We start from the raw sequence: 23342 nt of genomic DNA on the forward strand, positions 1-23342 counted from the left end.
AGGAACTTAGATTTCCCTCTCGCCCACTTATATACATTTGTATTTATATAAACGATCATTTATACTAGTAATCAGACAGACAAGAGGTGATGATTTTGCACGACATTTATACCATAATTGCCGAGCCTTCTCGGCGAAGAATCCTGGACTGTTTGCTGCGGTCGGATGCGACGGTCAAAGATTTAACAGAAGAGCTGGGTTTATCTCAGCCGCTGATTTCCAGCCACTTGCGATTATTGCGCGAGAGCGGCCTCGTACGTGTCCAAGCAGATGCACAGCGCCGTATCTATTCTTTGGATGCAAGTCCTTTAGCTGGTGTGGATGATTGGTTAAGTACATATCGCGCAAAATGGAATCAACACGTCGATAAGTTGGAAGAACATCTCGATCGGCAAAAACGAATCAAAAAGGAGAATCTGCAATGAAACCACATGGCGAAGATCTGATGCCCATACTTAACCGTTCGGATGAAGAATGGGTGTTAATTCTTGAACGAACGCTGAAGCATCCAATAGAAGATGTATGGGCTGCTCTAACTGAATCGGATCAACTACCCGCTTGGGGCCCTTTTGCCACGGATCGAGACCTTGTATCGACTGGGCCTGTCGTACTTTCCCATGTGAACCATTCAGAGGAAAACGTCAAACGACAAGGCGAAGTGCTTACGGCGGAAGCCCCTCACCTGCTTGTTTTCAAGTGGGGCAACGACATTTTACGTTGGGAATTGACTTCGAGCAGTAACAACACAGTTCTTATTCTCCGCCATCGCTTCACAGATTATCATATGGCACCTTCTCTTGCAGCGGGTTGGACTTTATGTTTAAAAGGTTTAACTGGCATCCTCGATGGCAAACAGATGCCTTCCATGGCTGGAAGCAACGCTGTTCTTTATGGATGGCAAGAGCTGCATGACGAGTTCAAAAAAATGTTTGAAAGCGAGACTAACCGATGAACAATGCAACCAAAATGGCCATTGCCAAACCGGCAAATGAAGTATTCGAAGCATTCGTCGATCCCGAGAAGATCGGTAACTTCTGGTTCTCTTCCAGTTCTGAGAGATGGGCACCTGGTAAAACGATCAAGCTACGTTATGATGAATACAATGCGGATGGCGAGATTAGAGTTAAAGACATCGTGAAAGACGAGAAAATTACATTCGAATGGGATTACGGTCATGTACACCTCGTCACCATAACCATCACGGCAAAGGACGAAATGAACACGATAATTGAAGTGAATGAGAACGGTTTTGCAGACGATAAGGAGTCTATTCCTTTACTTGTAGGCAACAAAGAAGGCTGGGTATATACGTTGACATGCCTTAAGGCGTATCTGGAACACGGCATCACGAATTTACGTGCAGCGTTAGTTCATTAACACGCTATAAGAAAAAGGAAAGCACGCGGCGCATGTCTATACGCGTCCTGCTTTCCTTTTTGATTCCCTGCTAGTTTTCTTTATACCAGAGAGGAACAATTTCCTCAAAATTCTGATGATCTTCCAGCACAACGCGAATTCTAGCCAACATGGATTCAAGCTGCTCCGGCACAACTTTAAGAGTCCACGTAATCGTTGGAAAGATAATCATAGCTGTATACAATGCGTACAACTTCCAGAACTCTTGCGGAACTTCGTTATGAAAATACCCATTGATTTGCCCTATGCAAAACGGAATGCTTACTTCTCTACTGAAATAGGCGATTTTCAAAAAATCATGGTAAGGATCTCCCCAATCAAAGCGGTTAAAATCGATGACTCCTGAATAACGGCGATGATGAACAATCAGGTTGCTCGGATGGAAATCATCATGTTGGAATCGATTGGGTCGATCCCTCATATGTATTAGATTGTTATTGATAAAAGATAAAATAGCATCCTCCTCTGGCAGCTTAACACCGCAGTTCCGGTAACTTTCATACTGGCGATTATGTTTCAATAATCTTCGTTCATGCCAACTTTCCATGACAGGTGCAGCTATTTCATGCATGACTCTTAGTTCTTTGCCCGCTTCAACACCGATCTGATATTGTTCGTCAGTGGATAACGAAGGAAGTATTTCAGAAGCATCTTCCCCTTCAACATAACTCAGTATCATATAACAAATGTCTAAGGCTTCGATCGAACCGAATTCAATCGGCCTTGAAGTTTTGACTCCCCGTTCATAGATACGAGTAACGGCTTCGTACTCTTGCATTTTTTGGTGAATTTGCTGCTTAGGTGAAGTGCGTAAGACAAATTTAGGTGAGCCACTTTCCTCATATAAAAAGTACTTAACATCATAAGAAAATCCCTTAGTAACCAGTGAAATATCAGAGATATTCGACATGGATGGTAGGTGTTTTTTAATATCAGATAGGTTCATGGACATGCTCCCTTGGGATAATGAGATAGAAATAATTTCTTCTAAATTATACCATGAAAAATCAAAACACCTATGTTTGTGTCATCAAGCCGTCACACAAACATAGGTGTATTTGATATTATCGTCATGCCCAGTTACTTTTTGAAATTTTCTTCATATTTCTTCTGGGCATCGGCCATGACTTTGGAACCGCCGGCTTTTTTCCACTCTTCCACATATTTATCGAAATCACTTACAGGACGCTGTCCGGTAATGATATCGATATAAGTTTTCAGCGTCAATTGGTCAAGCGCGTCGATATTTTCGTTGTAAGCTGGAATCGCAATCGGCTGCATGATATCGTATTTTCCTTTGCCAATATGCTCGGAAGCCTTACGTAATGACATCAACTCGTTAAGAGTCATATACGGAGTCTGAAAGTCGTAATCGTTAAACGATTTGCCCAGGAACGTGTACTGCTGACCGATACCGAACTTGATCTGCTCTTCTTCTTTATCGTAAGGAGGGAGATATATGTAATCTCCTTTCTCTCCCTTCTTATAGGTTTTTCCTTTTTCCCCATACACAATATTCTCAAAAGTCTCCGCATCAAAAGCTGTAGCATCCGCAACCTGCAAATATTTGGCCATTTTCTCCTTGTCTTTTTCCATATGTTTGCCGAATTGGCCGCCTGAACTTGCGATTGGGTTTAACTGGACGGTACCTTGTTGTCCCTCAGGTCCTTTGGGTCCAGCGGTTAACACCCAATTGGCATTCGGTACATTGACACGAAGTTTATCGTAATATTTTCCATCAAAAAAAGCGGCCTTCGTAATAAATTGGTACCAGGAAGCGGTTACAATTCCGGCTTTGCTGGAGATGATTTTATCATCCACGTTCTGTCCTTTGTTTAAAACAAATTCCGGATCCAGAAGCTCCTCCTTGTACCATTTATTAAGCAGCGTAAGCGCTTGTTTCGCTCCCGGCTCAATCTCTCCACGAACAATTTTCCCGTCCTTATCCGTAAATGTACCTGGAAATACACCGAACGCACCGAACACTGGGCTGAAAATATCTTTCACGCCTACAGCTTGCCCCGTCCAACCGTAGGTATCTTTTTTGCCGTTTTTATCGGGATCGTTATTGCGGAACTTGCGCAGCGCATCTTCAAACTCTTCCAATGTTTCAGGATTCTTCGTGATACCCACTTGATCCAGCCAGTCCTTACGCAAACCAACGACCGTACGATCCGGCCCCAACGTCTGGATGATCGGCATGGAATAATTTTTACCGTCTCGCTTATATAACTTCAAGGGGTCATCACCCAGATGCTTCTTCAGCCAAGCCCAGTAATGCGGGGCATTCTTCTCAATCATCTCCTGTGGAATTTCGGCAACAGCTCCCTGATTCACCAGTTTCTCATATTCGGGAAAACCTAAATCCACCCAAACGTCCGGAATTTCCCCAGAAGCCACTTTTAGCAGAAGCTCGTCCTTATAATTGTCTTTCGAACGTGGGAGTTGTTCAATATCGACATTGAACTTGTTTTCGACATACTTAATCGCATAAGAATCTTTGACGGTTTTATCGAAATTCTGATTCAGATAGCTTAACTTCATTTTTTTCTCGACCGTTGGTGCAGCGGTTTGTTCCCCTTGTACACCACTTCCCGTTGAACAACCAGCCAGAACGGCTCCAAATAAAGCGACGCTTATCGTCACTGGAATAACCTTTTTCAATTTGATCACCCTTTCAATCCCTATTGTTTATCCTTTAACGGCACCGATCATGATCCCTTTAACAAAATACTTTTGCACGAAAGGGTAAATCACTAACATAGGAATGACAGAAAACATAATAACGGTAGCTTGCAGCTGACGAGTAGAGAACATGTCCTTCTGATCAAATTGATAAAGCATAGCGTTTAATTGATCCATATTATTATCTACGATGATTTTTCTGAGAACGACCTGCAGCACCTGCTTCTTCGGGTCGGTTATATAAATTAAGGCGTCGAACCAAGCGTTCCAATGCTGGACCGCGATCCACAATGCGACTGTAGCCAGAACCGGTTTTGATAAAGGCACAATGATTTTGCGAAAAATAAAAAAGTATCCCGCTCCGTCAACACGTGCAGACTCTTCCAAGCTGTCCGGAATCGATCGGAAGAAGTTCCTCATAATTAAGGCATTGAACGCACTGATCATGCTTGGCAGCACAAGAGCCCAGATGGAGTTATAAATGCCCAGCTTTTTAATCAACAAATAATTGGGAATTAAGCCTCCACTGAACAGCATGGTGAACAGTACGAGTGATGTAACGGTTCGATTAAAAGGCAAATCCTTCTTGGATAACGGGTAAGCGAATAACGCGGTAAAAGTCAGGCTTAAACTTACGGCCAGAATTGTACGCAGGATGGTGTTGCCATAACCGGACCAGATCGCTTTGTATTGAAAAATAACATAGTAGCTTTCAAAGGAAAGCTTGCTCGGAAAAAGCAGCATCCCTGTTGTATACAAGGTGTTTTCAGCACTAATCGACGTCACCACTTGATTCCAAAAAGGGTACAAGGTGATGATCGTAATCACAATCATTACCAGGTAAAGCGAAAATTCACCGATTGTCTCTGCAGATGATTTTTTCGTCTTATTCACAGCAAATTTCCTCCTTCCCGCTTCCCTCAAGCCTGATTACCAAAGGGTATGGTCCTTTCCTCCCATCATGTGAACGGCTTTATTGACAAGCACGATTAGCACAAGGGCCACGACGGATTTAAAGAGCCCAACCGCTGTCGCATAGCTATAGTTCGTTTCCAGCAAACCCTTTCTATACACGAAAGTATCGAGAATGTCTGATACTCCGTACACTTTGGGGTTATACATATTGAAAATTTGATCGAAGCCGGCATCCAGCACATGAGCCATACGAAGGATAAGCATAATGGAGATCACGGGTAACAGCATCGGAAGCGTTATGTAAATGATTCTTTTAAAACGGTTGGCACCATCCATAATGGCTGCTTCCTGAAGCTGCGGATCGATCCCGGCGATCGCTGCAAAATAAACAATGGATCCCCAACCGAACCCTTGGTAAATGTCTGTTAGGACCAGAATCGAACGGAAGTATCGATCATCAGCCATGAATAAAACCGGATCGCCACCGAATAGTTTGACAATTGCATTCATAGGACCGTTCAGCGAGAAGATGCTAATGAATATCCCGGCCAAAATGACCCAAGACATGAAATGAGGCAAATAGGAAATCGTCTGGACGAGTTTTTTAAACCGTTCTCTCGTGATTTCACTTAATAAGAGGGCGAAAATAATCGGAATCGGGAAAGCAAAGACGATTTTATACAAACTGATAATCAAGGTATTATTTAAGACGCGATAAAAATTCGGATCTGCAAAAACTTTTTCAAAATGATCAAATCCTACCCAGGGGCTCGCCATAATGCCTTGCATAATTTTGAAGTTTTTAAAAGCTAGCACAACACCGTAGATTGGGATGTAGTGGAAAACAAGAAAATAAAGCAAGCCTGGAAGCAGCATAAAATAAAGAACGCGATAGCTTTTCAATTTCCGTCTGAATTCACTTTTTGTTCTGGAAACGGTTTCAACTCTCGGGGTTACGACAATGGAATCTTGCAAATAACCCTCTCCTTCCCCACAAATCTGAAATGAATGCGCATTCACTTGTTATTTACTATAGCACAGGGTTTATTTCATTGATTTATCTCATTTTTTTGAAAATTATTGATTTATTGCGATTTTGTGTTTCTATATTTCGGAATCGTCATGATCATCGTCGTTCCTTGCCCAATTTCACTGATCACTTCAATGCCATACTCTTTCCCGAACACGAGTTTAATGCGCTCATTCACATTTTTTAATCCGTATCCCTGGGACTGTTTAATCAAAATCTCACCAAGTCGTTGCTTATCGATACCAGGCCCGTTGTCTGTTACATGTATGTCAATCGTATCCTGCTTAGCAATAGCCTTAATCGTCAGCTTGCCTCCGCCTTCTTCCTTTTGGTCGATCCCATGCACGATTGCATTCTCAACGAGCGGCTGGATCGACAGATTCACCGTATCGTACTGATAGACATCTTCATCTATTTGGTAACTGACGTTGAAGCTGTAATCGTGCATGACCAGCTGAATTTCCACAAACGACTGAGTGTTCTGCAGTTCATCCTTCAGAGAAGTCATACTCTCACCACGGTTTAAAGCAGTCCGATAGAAGCGGGATAACATCGTGACCACATGGCTTATATCCGTAGCCCCGATCTTCAATGATTTCCAGTTAATGACGGACAACGTGTTATATAAAAAATGTGGATTAATTTGAGCCTGGAGTGCTTTAAACTCCGCTTCTTTCTGAATAAGTTTGTTTTGGTATACTTCTGTCACCAGCTCATTGATCCGGCGTAGCATGATACCGAAACGATTTGTTAATTCCCCTATTTCATCCCTGCTATCGCTTCGAATATCCATCTGCAAATTTCCGAACTGCACTTGCTTCATCCATTTATTCAGGTGATAAATACGCTTGATCATGGTATGCGAAAATACTGAAATAAGGGCAACCAATATGACCATACACGTAAGAATGAGTGCAATCGTCGCTTTGACAATACTCGTCGCATCCATGGATATGTCCTGTTCCGGTATATAATAATGAAGCGTCCAATTGGCTTGGCGAAGTGGCTCCTGTATCAGGATATAACGAAGGCCATCGATTTCGACCATATCCTTGTTCTTTAACGGAGCCTGCAGCATTTGTCGTTGAATTTCCGCAGCTTCAATGTTGTTGGAGTAAACAATATGATTATTTGGGTCGGAGATAAATAGTCCATCGTGTGCGGACTGTGCCGTAGTCATCGTAGTCGTAGTTAGCGAATCAAAAAAGCGATCCTTGTTCAGCTTCAAGTACAGAATACCGGACATCTGATTGTACAGAATCGTTGGAAACGGTCTGAAAACGGCCAACTCAGAGCTTTCAAGATACCAACCCGTTTTCCTTTGTTCGGCTATGTCCTTATACCACGGACTCCCTTCCTTAATCCGGTCCAACGAGAGAATAAACTCACCATACTCGGGCATTTTGCCAGATGTATAGACGGTGAGCTGCAGAATGTCCGTATTCAAATTTTTAATCATGCTAAAATAGGGACTCACATAGTTTCTCAGATCCTCGGAAAGAGTCGTAAGGCTTGCATAATTCGTAGCAAAAATACGCTGCAAACCTGTATTCATAACGACGGAATCCACGGTCCGCTCAACCTGTTCCGTCTTATCGTTCATCCCTCTTGCTAACGTGCCAACCGTATTCTGCAAGCCTTGGATTGCTTGTTTTTGGAGAAAAAGCTTGGATTGATTGTACGAATAAGCGCCAAGCAATGCCAGTGGAATTAAGCTAACAACCAGGTACGACAGAATCAGCTTTTGCTTGAAGCGCATATTCTTAAGCACGTCCAGCCAGCGACTCATGCGGTGTCCCCTTCCCGATACTTGGCGGGAGTTTTCCCGTAATAATTTTTGAATATGGAACAGAAATAAGCGAAGTTGGTATAGCCCACCTCTTGCGAAATATCTGAAATTTTCTTTGTCGTACTCCGAAGTAGTTCACCCGCCTTTTCCAACCTGTAGCAGGTTATATATTTCACAAGGCTTGCTCCGGTCTCTTTCTTGAACAGGTGGCTCAAATAACTTGGGGACAAATAAGCCTTCTCCGCCAAAGAATCCAAGCCGATATCCTGTCCATAATTGCGGTGGATCAACTTAAGAACCTCACCGATCACCTTTCTGGTGGACTCTGTAGCAGGCTTCTCCCGCTCAACGATCAGGTCGTTCATCAATTCTTTCAGCTGAACCAGGTTTTGTGTCGTATAGATTTGCTCGACAAACCTATGAAAGCAAGCATGGGATTCACGTTTATACGTCTGGATATATTTCTTTGCAATTTCCGAGCATATGTATTTTACATAAATGTTGGAAAGGCTATTGCTGTTTTGAAGCACATCGAACATTTGTTCTATTCCACTCCGAATCAAAAGAGTTTCGCCATAGGTCATGTAAGTTGAGATCTCCTCGAGTAAACGCTCAATATACACAGGTTCTTCCTGCCGTGGAGTGCAGCCTTGTTCGGTAAACATCATGGCTGTTGCAGGCAGGAAAAATTTGTGTTCCAATGCTTTTTCCATCTCCTGAAATTCAGTTGGAAGCATCTGAAAGCCGTTAAGTAATTTGCTGAAAACAAGCACATGATTAGCATGATACTTTACAAGCAGGTACTCTTGCAGCAGTAACCCATACGACTCTAAGCTCGTGATATCATCCCAACTTTTTTCAATATGTAAGAACAGCACACTTTGATATTCATTCAAGTTTACATACAAACAATCCCAGGGAAGCATTGATTTCAATTCGGCTTCGAATCCATGATTAACAGAATCAAAAAACTTTCTCCGCATATCCATTAGAACCACTCGATATCTTGCATGTTCATCTAGCCATTCGAATAACGTCTCACCCGCTAAGGCATTGCGCGTAGACGCGGTACCTTGCAATAAGTTAAGCAGCGTTTGTTCCTGTACGTAACGGTTTCCTATCTCGTACACCTGTTGAAGCTTAAGTGTTCTTTCCCTCTGCTCCCGATCTTCATCACATAATCGGACAACCTGGGTCACAACCTCCAGAAACTCAGCTACCTCAACGGGCTTGAGCAAATAGTGAACAACATGAATTTGAATAGCTTGTTTGGCATATTCGAAATCGCCGAATGCGCTTACAATTATAACTTTAAGCTTGGGATGAAGCTTCTTGGCCTTTGCTGCAAGCGCCAGGCCATCCATAAAAGGCATGCGGATATCCGTGAACAGGATGTCCACTTCGTGGGCTTGCAAGTACTCCCATGCTTTGACACCGTTTTCCGCTTCGGCAGTTAGTAAAGACAGCCCCAGCGTTTCTATTAAAAATTTAATGCCTTCACGTTCAATTCTTTCGTCGTCAACAACCAATGCTTTGTACACGCAACCACCCTCCGCATCCAGATTTACCCATGAACGGTTACTTAGATGATACATGGATTGCAACCTACATGCCATGTGATAACTTTTATGCGTCTGTGTTTTTTTATGATTTGTTGCATACGAAACAGGCTGCCGCGCGTAGCACTGCGCCAACCTGTTTTGCTCCAAGCTCCATGATGCTAATTATTCCTTAATCGTATTCTGGATTATATGATTGTTTTCTCCTTCATCTTTTATGTTATTTGGGCTATTGCGCTTAAATTGATTTTCGAACACTAAATTTGCAGTATGTGGTTGATGGATTAAAACGCCGTTATCCTCATTTTTTTCAATCTTATTATTCTGAATATCGTTAAAGTCAGAGAAAACTTGAATTCCACTTTGCTTATTTTCTTTGATTTCATTGAAACCGGCAAAGTTATAATTAAATCCGATGAATAGGCCATTTTCGCGGTTCCCTTTTATTTTGCTATCCAATACAATTGTATTTGTACTCTGTGCATTTACTCCGTTATTTCCATTGTTAGTTATCTCATTATCAAATATGAGATTATTGTCTACCCGACTCACCAGAATTCCGTCACCCTTATTATGGGAGATCTGATTACCGACAATCGCATTATGGCTGCCATCTATGACCTCTATACCTTGGGCTGAATTGTGCTTCAGCTTATTCTTAATCACCCAGTTGCCTGTGACCGATTGAAGATAAATTCCCGATCCTGATCCTGCGCTTGCAATTCTCTCAACTACATTCTTCATGACTAAATTACCTATTGAATTATTTATAAAGATACCAACCGGATTAACGCCACCATCTATATCACTGATTTTGTTGCTAAGGATATGATTTGATTTTGCGTTAAGAAGCTGAATACCGCGATAAAGATAGTTTATCATTTTAAAACCATAAATTTCGACACCAGCGACACCATTTAACTCAAATGCTTCAAGCAGCATACACCTTCCATCTAAAATCGCAGCATGTTTATGCTTGGAAATGATGCGAATGTTGTTTTTAACACTGGATACCTGTACACTTTCATGGTACACGCCTCTATGTACCAATAGGACGTCGCCTTCATTCGCCATCGTAACCGCATCTTGAATGGCCGTCTGACTGTTGGGAAATACCTCAATGATCGCCATTCTATCACCTCAATCGATAAGAATTAACTATCTGTTCTATAGTAAATTCAAAACGATGCTGCTTAGAAAGGAACATTTGACCAGTATTTCAACAATAAATATTAAGGGAGTTGTAATCGTATGTCTAATCATGAGACTGCACCAATTGGAAAAGAATATCCCTTTGAATCCCGTTTTCTTGAGATAAATGGTCAGCATTTGCATTATATCGATCAAGGATCGGGGAATCCTATCCTATTCTTGCATGGCAACCCGACTTGGTCTTACATGTGGAGAAATATCATCCCCTACCTAACGAATTCCGCTCGCTGCATCGCGGTCGATCTCATCGGGATGGGCAGATCCGACAAATCAGATGTCGGGTATACCTTCTTGGAGCATGCTGACTACATTAGCCAGTTTATTGAAAAACTAGGTCTTGCTGATCTCACAATCGTCGGGCACGATTGGGGAATGGCGATTGGCTTGCAGTATGCTATTAATCACTCGGGCAATGTGAAGGCAGTTGCGATGATTGAACCGCAAGCCTTGTATCCATGCGCGGATTGGTCCGTGTTTACGCCTGCTGAAGCGAAAGAGCTTTTCCAGACACTGCGCGATCCAGAGCTCGGATGGCCGCTGATGCGGGATAAGAGCGTGTTTGTTGAAGGTATGCCTACGATCATCATCAACCGGACTTTGACCCCGGAAGAACATGAACAGTATCGCGAACCCTTCAAGGATCAGGATAATAGAAAACCAATGTGGGTGTTTCCGAACCAAATACCTATCGAGGGCAGCCCTAATGAAGTCGTACAAGCTGTGCTTTTGCGTAACAAATGGTTTACTGAGGCCTCTATGCCGAAAATCCTGTTTTACGCCACACCAGGATGCACCATACGCGAACCGCAAATTAGCTGGTGCCAAGCAAATCTGCAAAACTTCACAACCTTCGATATTGGCAAGGGATATCATCATTTAGTGGAGGAGAACCCGCATGCTATCGGCCAAGAACTACAGCGTTGGTATGCTGAGGTTTCCTCCAAATCGTGAAAAAAGGCTGCCGTTGCTAATGGCAGCCTCTTACTTATTTTCACATTCAGAGGTTGAAATGATATAAAGCAATTCCAAATGACAGCAGACAGAGTATGATGGCTGGAATTGCCTTGGTAAATGGATCACGAGCCATCACAAGTAGAGAAAAGGCTGCGGCCAGCATCGTCGCTCCTAATAGTAAACCGGATAATAGGGCTACAATAGGATACCATATCCCTATAATCATGCCTATTGAGCCTATGATTTCAAAAAAACCTGTTACGAAATTAAAAAAGGACGGAAGGCCAATCCGGCTAAATTCCTTAGCCATTTTACCTGAAATGATTCTCGTTCCTGTTATCATGAAGAAAATACCTAAAATAACTTGTAAAATAATAGCTATTATCATTGTTTTCACTCTCTTTCGGTTTATAAATCATTGATTTTATATGCTATAGCATATATTTGAGGTACTAAGGCACTCATTCATCTTTTACGGTTGAATATAGTTTGCTAAGTATTACATGCAACTGTATAATCTCATCGTTACTCAGATATTTGGTTACATGATCGTGAGCTGCCTTTACAATCGGCATCAATTTCGTTTTGAGACTCATTCCTTTCTCACTAAGGAACAGGTTGTGAGATCGTTTATCCACATCACTCTGTATTCTTCTTACGATTTCCTTCTTTTCCAGTGAATATATCATCCTCACAACAGTGGTTTGATCTCGATCGATGGCTTCAGCAAGCTCTTTCTGGCTCGTTGCCCTTTCCGTATCGAGTACAAGGAGTATTCCCCATTGTTCCGGTGTTACTTCGTGTTGTTTCAGTATTTTTGTGAAAAAATTAGTCATTTTTAGATCGGTTCGATGTACGAGAAATCCAGTGAGATGATTCAGCTCCATCCTATGCGCTCCCTTCTGTCTCAAATTAATATATGCTATAGCATATAAAATAACGTAAAACCGTTTGTTTGTCAAATCCAGCGGCATAGTTAAAACTTTACCCTACTGCCGCTCTCGGCCCCCACCATTTCGACAGCTGCTCTTCGTTCGTCCAAGCATCAAACACCAGTTCGCGTGGAGCATCGATCTGACTCACTAATTAGTTCAATCATAACAAATACGAGTAAAGACATCCATTGCATATGTATCTTGTTACTCTTCTACAATGCGGCTAATTTGTTTATACTATACTTCTGTATCAACATTATTTTTTGGAGGAAAGACACATGGAAAACTCGGTTGTAGAAAGACAATTACAGGCATACAACGATAAAAATATTGATTTATTTATGAGCTGCTATAGCGAAGATGTGAAAATCTATGATTTTCCTGACACCCTTACTATGGAAGGCCAGGCTGCAATGAGAGCGCGTTATCAAAAATTGTTTGAAACCTTCCCGAACATGTTTGCAACGGTGGATAAAAGAATCATTCATGGCAAATATGTCATCGACCATGAGCAAATAACCGGCAGATTAGAAGGCGCTATTTTGGAAGCTGTGGCCATGTATGAAATAAAGGATGATATGATTATTAAGGTTTGGTTTCTTCGGAATTAAGCTGCTGTTCGGATATCTCCAAAGGGCCTGCAGGACCTGCTTTTCAAGATGCGTGGAAATCAAAATAATGGTAAAATACGTATAGGCAGATGAACTCTGCGCATGCTAACACACAGATTTCCAAAATGTCATTTGGGAGGCAACAATATGGATGATTATTTCTTGGTTAAAGACGGTAGAGTTGTACGTTGGGACGGGCTTACACTTGGCGGAACGAAAATCCGAGCTGATGAACTCATTGAGTCTTTTGGACGTAAAGCTTTAGATGAAATCGAACAGTATGGATTTTACACGATAAAGAAAGCTTAACTAGTTAGCGAAAGAGGCTGCCGTTGGTTCCGGCAGCCTCTTTTTCATACCTGGATCCAGAAACGTCTAACCACATTTCCATGATCCTCTACATATTCCGATTCAAACTTACCACCGTTTTTTAGGATGGTTCTTTCAGAAGCCACGTTTCCCTTATCACAAACAAGAAGTACGTTGTTCAGGCCCATCTCTTTCATCCGTTCTAATGTTAAGGCCAAAAGCTGAGTGGCATACCCTTTTCTTCTTGCTGACGGCCGTATGCCATATCCAATATGCCCACCGCTATTGAGCAGTTTTTCATTCAGTCTATGCCTCAGATTTGCAGCGCCAATAATCATTCCAGATTCATCATCTAATAGCCAATAGGTAGAGTGCGGCACAAAACTTCCGTCCGTTATCTTCTCTTCGGAATCTTGTGAGTATAGGAAATTCAGCATGGCGGTGAAATCATAAGGCTCCTTTTCAACAGTCCATGGAACAATATCTTCACTACTCGCTATCCAATCATCATAAAACGAAATATATTCATCCTTATACTCAGCCGAAGGTTGTACTAGCCTAATTGAATTTCGCATCTCTTCACCTCCATAACCTCTCAACACTTCTTAATTTCTTGTCTTCGAATTCAAGTTTGTAAATATCAGGTTTGCTTGTTTGCTTCCAAAATTCAAATCCATAACTTGAGTCAAAATACTTCAATATGATGGTCATAATATTCCCATGTGTCCCAATAACAATTTTTTTACCTGCATAGTCAGATAGCAATTTCAGTATAACGGGTATCGCTCGCTCTTGAGCTTGTCTTGTTGTCTCGCCCTCAGGCATGCAAAAATCAATATCTGTGAATGATTTTTCAATCCCAAGTAGAAATTGTTCTTCGGGTATTGGATAATTTAAGCTCGCAATGGGTCTTTCAATGAGTTCATCGTATTGGATAATTTCTTGTTTTAGCAGCTCTGCCAATGGAGTAACTGTTTCTTTTGCTCGATGATAGGAGCTCGAAACTAAAACATCTATATTTTCATTGCCTAACAATTCGGCCACTCTTATGGCATCTGCTATTCCTTGTTCTGAAAGGCTTGCTCCTCCTGCCCGTTCCAGTTCATGTGAAAATGGTGCGATACCATGTCGTACAAAATAAATGTATGTAGTCATAACTAACCATAACCTCCTAACAATATTCTTAATGGGTGTCCGTTGGTTTTACCCAAGAAAGTAGATAACGGTAATAGAAACGGCGCCGGACAATTGCCCCTGGAAGGATCTCGTTTACAGCTTGACGAATCTCCTTAATTGATTCTTTGGGTTCTGCAATTCGCACATTTGGACCCTGCATTCCGCCATGGGCTCGGTCCATAATCCGGATTGGGAGAAGCAGCAGCCCTGCGATGATAAAATCGATCATTGACTTATCTGCTGCTAACCCAATGATGAGGAGCCGGCCGCCAGGCACTAGTACTTGATTCATTTTCACCAGTGCGCTTCTTAAATCCATATGGTGCAAAGTTGCTACACAAATGACAGTAGAAAAGCGTTCCTCATGAGAAGGGATTGGCATGGTAAGGAAGTCACCGTTTATGAGTGTTACATTTGATACTGCAGCAAGCCGCGTCCGTGCGCGTTCGAATGATTTCGAATCGGGGTCTATGCCGACAACCTGCTGAGCGAAGGGCGCGAGGCGTTGAAGTAATAACCCGTCCCCACATCCGATGTCGAGTACTCGACCGCCATGAATTTTAGCGTTGTCCACCAACTCTTCATGAAATGCTGTATTGTGATTCCAATACGTATCCATTGGCTTCTTTCGCTCCCTTCCTCAAGTCTCTCTGTTTAGACACTTTAAATCTAATAAAGTTTCAATATTCCTCCCTAAATTCTACCAGTTAATGCAAAAAGCCGCCGGGCTATCGCTCAGCAGCCTAACTATTTCGTCCATTCATCCCTTCACAGCGGAACTGACTGTCAATGCGCTTTCCACTTGTTCGGTGAAAATCAAATATAATACGACCATCGGCAAACTGGCGATCGTCATGACAGCCCCCATCCCACCCCAGTCGGTCGCATGAAGTCCTTGAAAATAGATGAGCCCTATCGGCAAAGTCATTAATTCCTCTTTTGTTATTAAAATCGATGCCAAAAAGAATTCATTCCACGTGCCCATAAACTGCAGAATAACGATGGTGGCGACGGCTGGAGTGAGAATCGGCAGCATGATACGAAAGAAAGTGAGGTAAATCGAAGCGCCATCCATACAAGCCGATTCTTCCAACTCTTGCGGGATCCCACGCAGGAATCCGTAAAAGACCATCGAGGCAAAGGGCAGTCCAAACGCTACGTAAGGGATCAATAGAGCGCCGTAAGTATTCGTCAAGTGAAAATCTTTCACGATAATCGCCAAGGGAATGATAATGACTTGAATCGGAATAAACATTCCGATAATCATGTAGATTCGCACGGTTTCCCGGAATTTCCACCGAAGCCTGGCAATCGCATAGGCAAACATGACGGCGAACAAGACAACACCTATCGTTGTAATCGTTGAAACAATCATACTGTTGGTGATATAAGTCGGGACACTGAATTTGTTCCACGCATTCACATAATTTTCATATCGGAAGTGCGTTGGTAGTCCGAAAGGATTGGTTACGAAAATTTCATCATTGTTTTTCAACGAATAGGAAACCATCCATATCAACGGATAGACGGAAATAACGAAATAGGCCCATAAAAAGGACTGCAGGACGATTCCAACGATTTTGTTCATATGATGACTCTCCTTTACCCTTGTTCCAATCCAGTTTCTCTGCTATCAAACACTTTGTTGATGATGATGGTGGCGATCAGACTAATCACAATCAGCAAAACCGAAATGGCACAAGCATACCCATATTGATTACCCGAGAAGGCATTCCGAATGATCATGAACGTAATCGTATAGTTTGTCGTTCCTGGACCGCCATTCGTCATAATTGCCATTTGCACATAAGCACCTATCCCAGCTGTAATCGCAATAATAAAGCAAAACTTGAACGTCTCCTTCATTAATGGGAGCGTGATGTGCCAATGCGCTCTCCATTTACCTGCGCCATCAATTCGAGCAGCCTCTGTATAATGTTCTGGAACGGATTTCGCGCCGGCATAAAGCAAGGCAAACTGAAACCCCATATACTGCCAAGCATTAACGAAAGCAATTGCTATAATGGAGACGCTCGGTGAGTTCAACCAGTCTTGCCGATAAGCGATCCCAAGTGCTTGAAACAATTTATTGATGATTCCGTTAACCGGGTCATACATAGAAAGCCATAGTTGACACACGACCGTGACCGACAATACAACGGGAATGAAATAGGCGGTTTTAAGGATTTTGCGTCCCTTCACCGTTGTATCCGAGCAAATTAGCGCCAACAATGTACCTAGACCGATTTGGAAAATGACTAGGACCAGAGCGAACAAAAACCCGTTTCGCAGCGATGTCGTCAATAAATAATCTTGACTAAGGTCGATATAATTTCGCACGCCAATAAAAGTCGCTTCGCTAAGCCCATCCCATTCAAAAAAACTGCGATAAACAGTTTGAAGAATGGGATAAAACACAATGACACTATAGAGCACAATTGCCGGTGTTAAAAAAATGAGAATAGCCCATTTGTTTCCTAAGTATTGTTTCATCTCTATGCTCCCTTTCTTGAAAAAAACTCACACCGACTTACAGGTCGATGTGAGTCATCAGGTACTGAAAGGATTTATTTCTTCAGCGATTTATTGAGATTCGTTACGAACTGATCCGCCGTAAATCCTGCCACAATCAAGTTCTGCGAGTTGTCATCGATGCTGAGATTCACATTTGTATCATTCTGCACGGTTGCGAAGCTCGTAATATTAGGGATCACCTCTTTACCAAGACGAGACAGCATGGCAGGCACTTGCGCCGTGATAGGCTTATCGACCTTGATGGAGACAATCGGTGTGCCCACTTGCGTATACTTGTACTCTGCATATTTACGTGCCATGAATGCTGCTACTTTAATTGCAGCTTCTTTGTTTTTTGTTTTGGCGGAAACGGCGAAGCCTCCTGGGCCCCCTGCCCCATTCATGGCAAACTTGGCCTTTTCGTATGTGGCTTCATCTTTCGCTGGGAAGTTCATGAACTCTACATTGTCTCCGAGGTTTTTTTGTGAGCTTGGAATTTCCCATTGACCATTAATGAACATGGCCGCCTTGCCTTGGTAAAAGAGCGAAGAAGCTTGATCGTAATTCGTCTGCGTCGCATTTTTAGCAAATAGGCCAGCCTTTTGCAGCTCTTCGACTTGCTTGGCGGCCAGTTTCAGAGCTTCCGGCGTTTCTGCCGCGCCGTTGAGGGCTCCGTAACCTTTCGATTCCTCGCGAGTCATAAAGCCCTGCAACAATGCGTTGCCAATCCATTTCTCTTTGGAGAAGATCGCGAGCGGAATAATCCCCTTCGCATTGAATTTTTTAGCGGCATCCTTCAATTGATCGATCGTTTTGATCGGCGCCTCTATGCCTGCTTCAGCAAAAAGCTTTTTATTATAGTACAAAATAATAAATTCAGTGCCGGCATACGGATAGCCATACACATGGCCATCTGGTGCAATTAGTTTCGCCTCGTTGCCTTTGTTCAAATCTTTCTTGAATTGTGCCGTTTCTGGAGCATCATCTAACGTCAGAATATTGTTCGACTTGCTGCCGATCTGCATGATATCCCAATTCGTGTCAATAATATCAGGCAAATCTCCGGTTGCCATTTGCGTTTTGATTTTCTGTCCATTATCTTGCAGACCAGGGACTAGCGTAACTTCGATGTTTGGCATCTCTTTCTTTAGCTCTGCAACCGCGTAATCATATGGCTTTGATGTGTCATCGTCAAAATGATTGGTATAAATGCTAAGCTTAACAGGCGCATTGGCTGGTGCTGCAGCCGTTGTTGCAGCAGGCGCAGCTGGAGTTGCCGCGGCAGGAGTTGTTGATGTTGCCGGTGTTGCTTTTGAGCCCGCGTCACTTTTCGTTTCCGTTCCACACGCTGTAAGTGAAACGGCCATGATTGATGCAAGTCCGATGCTGCTGAGTTTCGTCCAGTCCCTCATTTAGAATACCCCCAGTAATAAATTCGAGATAATTGTAGCGCTTACATGACTGATTGTAGGGGAAAAATGAGGTCACCATAAGGTACGATTACGCCTTATAACGTACAAAAAGCCCACTTTCTGGCGGACATTTTTCAGAAGAACGGTCTTTACTCCTTCTTTTTAACTTACTTTGTTTGTCGGAACCAAATTAGGCAGTACACCTACGACATATGATCGATCCAAGAATATATTGGTAAACGTAGACTCTCCCCCTTACCGCACCGCCGATCCCCTATCGGCGGTTTTTTTATACTTTCAGTTTGGCGATCGAGCGGAAATTTCTCGTCAACGAGAGAAGCTGGCTGCCATTTAGATAAAAATCATCTTTCACCCGCCAAGTATGGCTTTGTTTATTTTTACGACGGATGTACACGTAGTTAAAAGGTGTCGTTGCAAAAGTTTTAAAACCATGTTGATTACATGCTCTGAGAAAAGCAACATCTTCCCCCAGCGAGCGGTCAGGAAACTGCACCTTCTTAAGGACACGTCTGTGGAACAAAATCGTGGCTCCTTGCACGAAGTTAACTTCTTTGTTCCGCTCATGAGGCGATCTAATAAGCAGCTTGTGAGCTGCCGCGAGATAAACCAGGCAGGCGTGCTTACCAACAACGTCACTTTTCGTCAAACGCAGTGCCTTCAATTGCTCTTTTAAATAAAAGGCTGAGTAATAGTCATCATCATCAAATTTGGCGATATACGGGAACTTGCATTTCGCGATTCCGCAATTGAGGCACTGTCCTAACGAAGTCTTCTCATTGACTTGATACACGCGGACGTTGGCAACTTTACGCGCTCTAAGGCGATAATCGGCAAGATTCATTTGGTCATTGTTTATAATAATGATAAGTTCTTTTAACAAGTCGTGTTGTCTTTGAAAATTATGCAAAATGTGATTGAAATATTGTGGACGATTGGTACACGTAATGATAGAAACACCTGCAGCCGTCGTGTTTTTCCCCATTCGTTTCCTCCCCTTTCCTACCAATAATTCAACAAACGTCTATGGAACATTATTTGTGAAACAAAAAAAAGAAGCCCGCTTGAGCGAGCTTCTTACTAATTTTAATGCATGGCATTCATCGTCGCATGTTTCACGATGACACGGCGGATGAAGAAGGCTACGGCTAACCCGATAAGTGTTACAATCATAGCGAAAATGAACACGTTCTGGGAACCAAGCATCATAGCTTTTGCAGCCTCGAGGGGTTCACTCGGCTTGGAAGAGCTGTCTAGATACTTCTCCATACCGCTAGTCAGGATGCTGATTGCAATTGCAGTACCAATCGCCCCTGCAACCTGTTGCAGTGTATTCATAACCGCTGTTCCGTGCGGATAAAGTTCCGGCGGAAGTTGGTTAAGTCCGTTCGTCTGAGCCGGCATCCATACCATGGAGATACCAACCATGAGTCCGATATGCAAGACGACGATAAACGCCACGGAAGAAGCAACTGTGATACTCGAGAAAAACCATAACATCACAGCAACAATAGCTAGACCAGGAACTACAAGCCATTTAGGTCCATACTTATCGAATAAGCGCCCCATACGTGGAGACAAGATACCATTCAACGCGCTACCCGGAAGCAGCATGAGCCCTGTCGTAAACGCGGATAATTTCATACCATTTTGCAAATACATCGGCAAAATAATCATCGTTGATAAAATAATCATCATACAGGACAACACAAGAAGCAGTCCGATAATAAACATCGGGTATTTGAAGACGCGCAAGTTCATCATCGGCTCACGCATGGATGTCTGGCGAAGCGCAAACAACACCAGAGAGATTAGGCCGATTATGATCGATGTTAATACGATTGCGCTAGTCCAGCCGCCCTCTCCTTCGCCTGCTTTACTGAAGCCAAACACTACGCCACCGAAACCTATGGATGATAAAATAATTGAAATTAGATCGATACGCGGTTTTGTGACCTCGGTGACATTTTCCAGGTTTCTCAAACCGATCAAGAGCCCAATAATTAAAAATGGAAGAGATAACCAGAAGATGTAGTGCCAAGTTAAATACTCGATTAAAAGTCCCGCCACAGTTGGGCCGGTTGCCGGTGCGAACATGATGACCAGGCCAACGAAACCCATTGCTGCGCCGCGCTTCTCCGGGGGATAAACGACCAAAATTGTATTAAACATGAGTGGAATTAATAATCCCATGCCAGCTGCCTGAAGAACACGAGCGACCATCAACATTTCAAAATTGACTGCTAGAGCAGCAATTAATGTCCCAACGATCGAGCTTGAGAGCGACATAATGAAAAGCTGCCTTGTTGTAAACCATTGCAGCAGTAAACCAGTCATCGGCATCAGAATTCCTAGAGTCAGCAAAAACCCTGTCGTTAACCACTGGGCAGTGGCAGCTGAAATCTGGAACACATCCATCAAGTTACTAATAGCTATGTTGAGGGCCGTCTCGCTGAACATGCCTACGAAACCGCAGATCAGCAGCGACGCCATAATAGCCTTAGTATTATATTGCTTCATTTGTTTCTTCACTTCCCTCTCCTGAAAACTAATTGAATAGTTCTCTATCTTTATAGTCCGCTTAAAAATACAACAGTCTGTCGAATTATACAAGTGCAAAAATAAATTAAATGATATTCTCCTTTCCAGAAAAAGAAAACACCTCCAAATGACGCACGGAGGTGCTGTTCATCATTTTAGTCTAATTAGTGTCAGAAGACCAGATAGCACGGTCAGTTTTTTTGATTGTTTGACTTGTTTTGTCCTAGTTCGCGGCGTCCATTTCCAGGCATTGCTTTCAATTGCTTTAAGCTCCTGTCTATGTTCATTCATCGTTTCCTCAAAAAAATAAGGATCATGATGCAAGGCGCACACCTCCAATTCCTTAATAGGATGACTTCTCCTTCGCTTTAAGCTCATTATACGAAAACAAGTATGACAGCAGTCTGTCATACTTGTGGGTATCGATTTAACATTTTTTCAATTTTAACTTTGAGCATTTGCCTTAACGACAGAGGTTCGAGAACCTCCACATCTTCACCAAAACTTAATATCATTTCAACCAATCGTTCTGCTTCTGAAGGATTGATAATGGTAATTGTAAGCGTGCCATCTTCATTGAAATATTTATCTTCCGCATAGAAACAATCCAAGGCATGTGCCAATGATCTCCCTGAGAAATGAAGAACAGCTCCTACGATTTCATCTTTCCGATAATCCAAAGAGAGATCTTGTAGAAATGCTGAATGGATACACGGATAAATTTCGGGCAAAGTAACCAAATCTATCATTCTTGTAAGTTTAAATACGCGATAATCCTTGCGAACTCTACAGTACCCATGTAAATACCAAGAATAATATTTAAAAAGCAGGCTGACTGGCTCAACGATCCGACGAGCTCTCTCATTCTTAGAATTCATATATTCAAATCGAATGACTTGGCGCGTTGTTATCGCTGCTCGAAGCGTATGCAGAGATTCATTGTTGGCTCGCCAGCTTCCTAAATCCATAGTCAAGCTAGGCATTTTATCTTTTTGAATCGTTTGAAGCCTGTGCATCGTCTCCGTGGCTCCCTCATCTTTGAACACCGTCGCCGTGCTGTGAAGAAGCGTGATTAAGGACTCAATGTCGTTGTCATGCAATAAAGTTTTCTCCATTTTATACTCTTTAATAATTCCATATCCACCATTAACACCTTGATAAGATACGACAGGGATTCCAGCCGCACAAATTGCCTCTATATCTCGATAGATGGTTCGTTGAGAGACCTGATATTTGTTCGCAAACTCTGAAGCGGAAATCACTTCATTATTCAAAAGCGCATACGTAATCGAAATTAATCGTTCTAACTTCATCTCATCACCCTTTAAACTTCAGAACATATGTTTGTATCTATTACACCATAATTGCCCAATTGGTTCAAGGGGAACACCGAAAAAGCGTATTAGCTTTCGACTTCGACTCTGTTACTTAGAAGCTTCTTCTTCACCTCATCACCTACCACCAAACGCTCATCACCAAGTTACGACTGTAACCGTATTCTACGTTGTACTTCGTGCAATCATTTAACTGTAATTTGGCTTTAGATCGGTTTTTTATTGTACTTTTTACAACGAATCTCGCGTTAAAACGCTTCCATCACGCCTTTTCGCAACAAATGGTTGTATTTTTTTAACGAAAGATCACCTTCGCGGTCAAACCTCGCTATTATGTTGTATATAATACAACGTATGCCTTCGAATTCGCTACTTATCTGTCTCGATGTCGCCTCAACCTCTTCCCCACCACCATCCCTTTAAACTATAACGGGAATTAGTGCGGCTAATTTGCTCATTTCTGCTCTGTACGAGGCAGTAGCTGGAAATGATCCTGCTAATTCTTCAAGTTTCGTCAGAAACGAGGCGAATCGACTGAATTACCTGTACAAACTCCCGTTATTTCATATAAGTCTTATTCCGCGCCATTTTTAACAGTAGAAACTCCAGTTACTCCGCCTACGTTCATCAATTAGGGTAAGAGTAACTTACTCCGATCACTCATTCCTAACTTGATTGTAATCTGCCCATAACGGGCTGATGTATTTTTCTAATGCTTCTTCGACGTCACTTCTTCTGCTCTCTTCAATGTTTACAGTATCATTTAAAATATCATTTCTTATTCGGATAAGCACATACAAAGGGGGTAGTGAAGCCTCACGCAGAGCTTTTATCATCTCTTCTTCTTGCGCCGTAATATCCATTATCGCACCTCTTCCTTCATGTAAGATACTCTCATTTTAAACCCTACCCTAAGTGTCAGGGTCAAGAAC

The 23342-nt window shown here is 42.5% G+C and carries 26 protein-coding genes; 6 read left to right on the forward strand and 20 right to left on the reverse strand.

What is annotated here, in order from left to right:
• Positions 1–95 precede the first annotated feature (95 nt).
• The 3 genes from GON05_RS35465 to GON05_RS35475 are packed head-to-tail and all read left to right on the forward strand — an operon-like array spanning position 96 to position 1377.
• The gene (locus tag GON05_RS35465; protein WP_157326204.1) at positions 96–425 is read left to right on the forward strand and encodes an ArsR/SmtB family transcription factor; all 330 of its coding nucleotides are present in this window, start codon (positions 96–98) and stop codon (positions 423–425) included.
• On the forward strand, positions 422–952 hold the full coding sequence (locus GON05_RS35470) for an SRPBCC family protein (protein WP_157326205.1): 531 nt from the start codon (positions 422–424) through the stop codon (positions 950–952). Before GON05_RS35465 ends, GON05_RS35470 begins: the two co-directional genes overlap by 4 nt.
• Positions 949–1377 (forward strand): SRPBCC family protein, encoded by a 429-nt coding sequence (locus tag GON05_RS35475; RefSeq protein ID WP_157326206.1) that lies wholly within the window; start codon positions 949–951, stop codon positions 1375–1377. The genes GON05_RS35470 and GON05_RS35475 overlap by 4 nt, the downstream gene beginning before the upstream one ends.
• 70 nt (positions 1378–1447) lie before the next feature.
• Here the strand turns inward: GON05_RS35475 and GON05_RS35480 are convergent, their stop codons facing one another.
• From GON05_RS35480 to GON05_RS35510, 7 genes are all read right to left on the reverse strand, one after another.
• Positions 1448–2362, reverse strand: coding sequence for a phosphotransferase (locus GON05_RS35480; RefSeq protein WP_157326207.1), 915 nt, complete (start codon positions 2360–2362; stop codon positions 1448–1450).
• Positions 2363–2496: 134 nt separating this feature from the next.
• A complete protein-coding gene (locus GON05_RS35485) occupies positions 2497–4089 on the reverse strand; it encodes a type 2 periplasmic-binding domain-containing protein (protein ID WP_157326208.1) in 1593 nt (530 codons plus the stop codon).
• Between the two features lie 18 nt (positions 4090–4107).
• Positions 4108–4995 carry a carbohydrate ABC transporter permease gene (locus GON05_RS39580; protein ID WP_157326209.1) on the reverse strand — a complete coding sequence of 296 codons (888 nt, stop codon included), beginning with the start codon at positions 4993–4995 and terminating at the stop codon, positions 4108–4110.
• A gap of 36 nt (positions 4996–5031) precedes the next feature.
• A complete protein-coding gene (locus tag GON05_RS35495) occupies positions 5032–5991 on the reverse strand; it encodes an ABC transporter permease (RefSeq protein WP_246239737.1) in 960 nt (319 codons plus the stop codon).
• Positions 5992–6101: 110 nt separating this feature from the next.
• Complete coding sequence (locus tag GON05_RS35500; protein ID WP_157326210.1) at positions 6102–7835, reverse strand: sensor histidine kinase; 1734 nt, start codon at positions 7833–7835, stop codon at positions 6102–6104.
• Positions 7832–9376, reverse strand: coding sequence for a response regulator (locus GON05_RS35505; RefSeq protein WP_181646453.1), 1545 nt, complete (start codon positions 9374–9376; stop codon positions 7832–7834). Before GON05_RS35505 ends, GON05_RS35500 begins: the two co-directional genes overlap by 4 nt.
• A gap of 183 nt (positions 9377–9559) precedes the next feature.
• Positions 9560–10525: a right-handed parallel beta-helix repeat-containing protein gene (locus tag GON05_RS35510; RefSeq protein WP_157326212.1), complete on the reverse strand. Its 966-nt coding sequence runs from the start codon at positions 10523–10525 to the stop codon at positions 9560–9562.
• A 120-nt stretch (positions 10526–10645) separates the two neighbouring features.
• Here GON05_RS35510 and GON05_RS35515 point away from each other — a divergent pair, with 120 nt between their 5' ends.
• Positions 10646–11557, forward strand: a complete 912-nt coding sequence (locus tag GON05_RS35515) for a haloalkane dehalogenase (RefSeq protein WP_157326213.1) — start codon at positions 10646–10648, stop codon at positions 11555–11557.
• A gap of 46 nt (positions 11558–11603) precedes the next feature.
• On the opposite strand, the gene GON05_RS35520 is transcribed toward GON05_RS35515, so the two are convergent.
• The 3 genes from GON05_RS35520 to GON05_RS35530 all read right to left on the reverse strand — a co-directional run bounded on the left by GON05_RS35520 (position 11604) and on the right by GON05_RS35530 (position 12643).
• Positions 11604–11948 carry a DoxX family protein gene (locus GON05_RS35520; protein ID WP_157326662.1) on the reverse strand — a complete coding sequence of 115 codons (345 nt, stop codon included), beginning with the start codon at positions 11946–11948 and terminating at the stop codon, positions 11604–11606.
• Positions 11949–12021: 73 nt separating this feature from the next.
• Complete coding sequence (locus tag GON05_RS35525; RefSeq protein WP_157326214.1) at positions 12022–12447, reverse strand: MarR family winged helix-turn-helix transcriptional regulator; 426 nt, start codon at positions 12445–12447, stop codon at positions 12022–12024.
• Between the two features lie 97 nt (positions 12448–12544).
• Positions 12545–12643, reverse strand: a complete 99-nt coding sequence (locus GON05_RS35530; RefSeq protein WP_309491978.1) for an SRPBCC domain-containing protein — start codon at positions 12641–12643, stop codon at positions 12545–12547.
• A 130-nt stretch (positions 12644–12773) separates the two neighbouring features.
• Here GON05_RS35530 and GON05_RS35535 point away from each other — a divergent pair, with 130 nt between their 5' ends.
• Together GON05_RS35535 and GON05_RS35540 are read left to right on the forward strand one after the other, a co-directional pair.
• A complete protein-coding gene (locus tag GON05_RS35535) occupies positions 12774–13106 on the forward strand; it encodes a nuclear transport factor 2 family protein (RefSeq protein WP_157326215.1) in 333 nt (110 codons plus the stop codon).
• A 147-nt stretch (positions 13107–13253) separates the two neighbouring features.
• Positions 13254–13415 (forward strand): hypothetical protein, encoded by a 162-nt coding sequence (locus GON05_RS35540; protein ID WP_157326216.1) that lies wholly within the window; start codon positions 13254–13256, stop codon positions 13413–13415.
• A 44-nt stretch (positions 13416–13459) separates the two neighbouring features.
• Here the strand turns inward: GON05_RS35540 and GON05_RS35545 are convergent, their stop codons facing one another.
• From GON05_RS35545 to GON05_RS35590, 10 genes are all read right to left on the reverse strand, one after another.
• Positions 13460–13990 carry a GNAT family N-acetyltransferase gene (locus GON05_RS35545; protein WP_157326217.1) on the reverse strand — a complete coding sequence of 177 codons (531 nt, stop codon included), beginning with the start codon at positions 13988–13990 and terminating at the stop codon, positions 13460–13462.
• 4 nt (positions 13991–13994) lie between these two features.
• Positions 13995–14570, reverse strand: a complete 576-nt coding sequence (locus GON05_RS35550) for a histidine phosphatase family protein (RefSeq protein ID WP_157326218.1) — start codon at positions 14568–14570, stop codon at positions 13995–13997.
• Positions 14571–14598: 28 nt separating this feature from the next.
• The gene (locus GON05_RS35555; protein ID WP_157326219.1) at positions 14599–15210 is read right to left on the reverse strand and encodes a class I SAM-dependent methyltransferase; all 612 of its coding nucleotides are present in this window, start codon (positions 15208–15210) and stop codon (positions 14599–14601) included.
• Positions 15211–15351: 141 nt separating this feature from the next.
• Positions 15352–16179: a carbohydrate ABC transporter permease gene (locus GON05_RS35560; protein WP_157326220.1), complete on the reverse strand. Its 828-nt coding sequence runs from the start codon at positions 16177–16179 to the stop codon at positions 15352–15354.
• Positions 16180–16193: 14 nt separating this feature from the next.
• Positions 16194–17084, reverse strand: coding sequence for a carbohydrate ABC transporter permease (locus GON05_RS35565; RefSeq protein WP_157326221.1), 891 nt, complete (start codon positions 17082–17084; stop codon positions 16194–16196).
• Positions 17085–17158: 74 nt separating this feature from the next.
• Entirely contained in the window at positions 17159–18517 is a 1359-nt protein-coding gene (locus tag GON05_RS35570) for an ABC transporter substrate-binding protein (RefSeq protein ID WP_181646454.1), read from the reverse strand.
• A gap of 289 nt (positions 18518–18806) precedes the next feature.
• Entirely contained in the window at positions 18807–19520 is a 714-nt protein-coding gene (locus tag GON05_RS35575) for a glycosyltransferase family 2 protein (protein ID WP_157326222.1), read from the reverse strand.
• Between the two features lie 101 nt (positions 19521–19621).
• Positions 19622–21055 carry a DHA2 family efflux MFS transporter permease subunit gene (locus GON05_RS35580; RefSeq protein ID WP_157326664.1) on the reverse strand — a complete coding sequence of 478 codons (1434 nt, stop codon included), beginning with the start codon at positions 21053–21055 and terminating at the stop codon, positions 19622–19624.
• A gap of 428 nt (positions 21056–21483) precedes the next feature.
• Positions 21484–22389 carry a helix-turn-helix transcriptional regulator gene (locus GON05_RS35585; protein ID WP_157326223.1) on the reverse strand — a complete coding sequence of 302 codons (906 nt, stop codon included), beginning with the start codon at positions 22387–22389 and terminating at the stop codon, positions 21484–21486.
• Between the two features lie 677 nt (positions 22390–23066).
• Positions 23067–23273: a hypothetical protein gene (locus GON05_RS35590; RefSeq protein WP_157326224.1), complete on the reverse strand. Its 207-nt coding sequence runs from the start codon at positions 23271–23273 to the stop codon at positions 23067–23069.
• Positions 23274–23342: the final 69 nt, after the last annotated feature.

Source organism: Paenibacillus anseongensis (genome assembly GCF_009757995.1).
Lineage (GTDB): Bacteria > Bacillota > Bacilli > Paenibacillales > NBRC-103111 > Paenibacillus_E > Paenibacillus_E chondroitinus.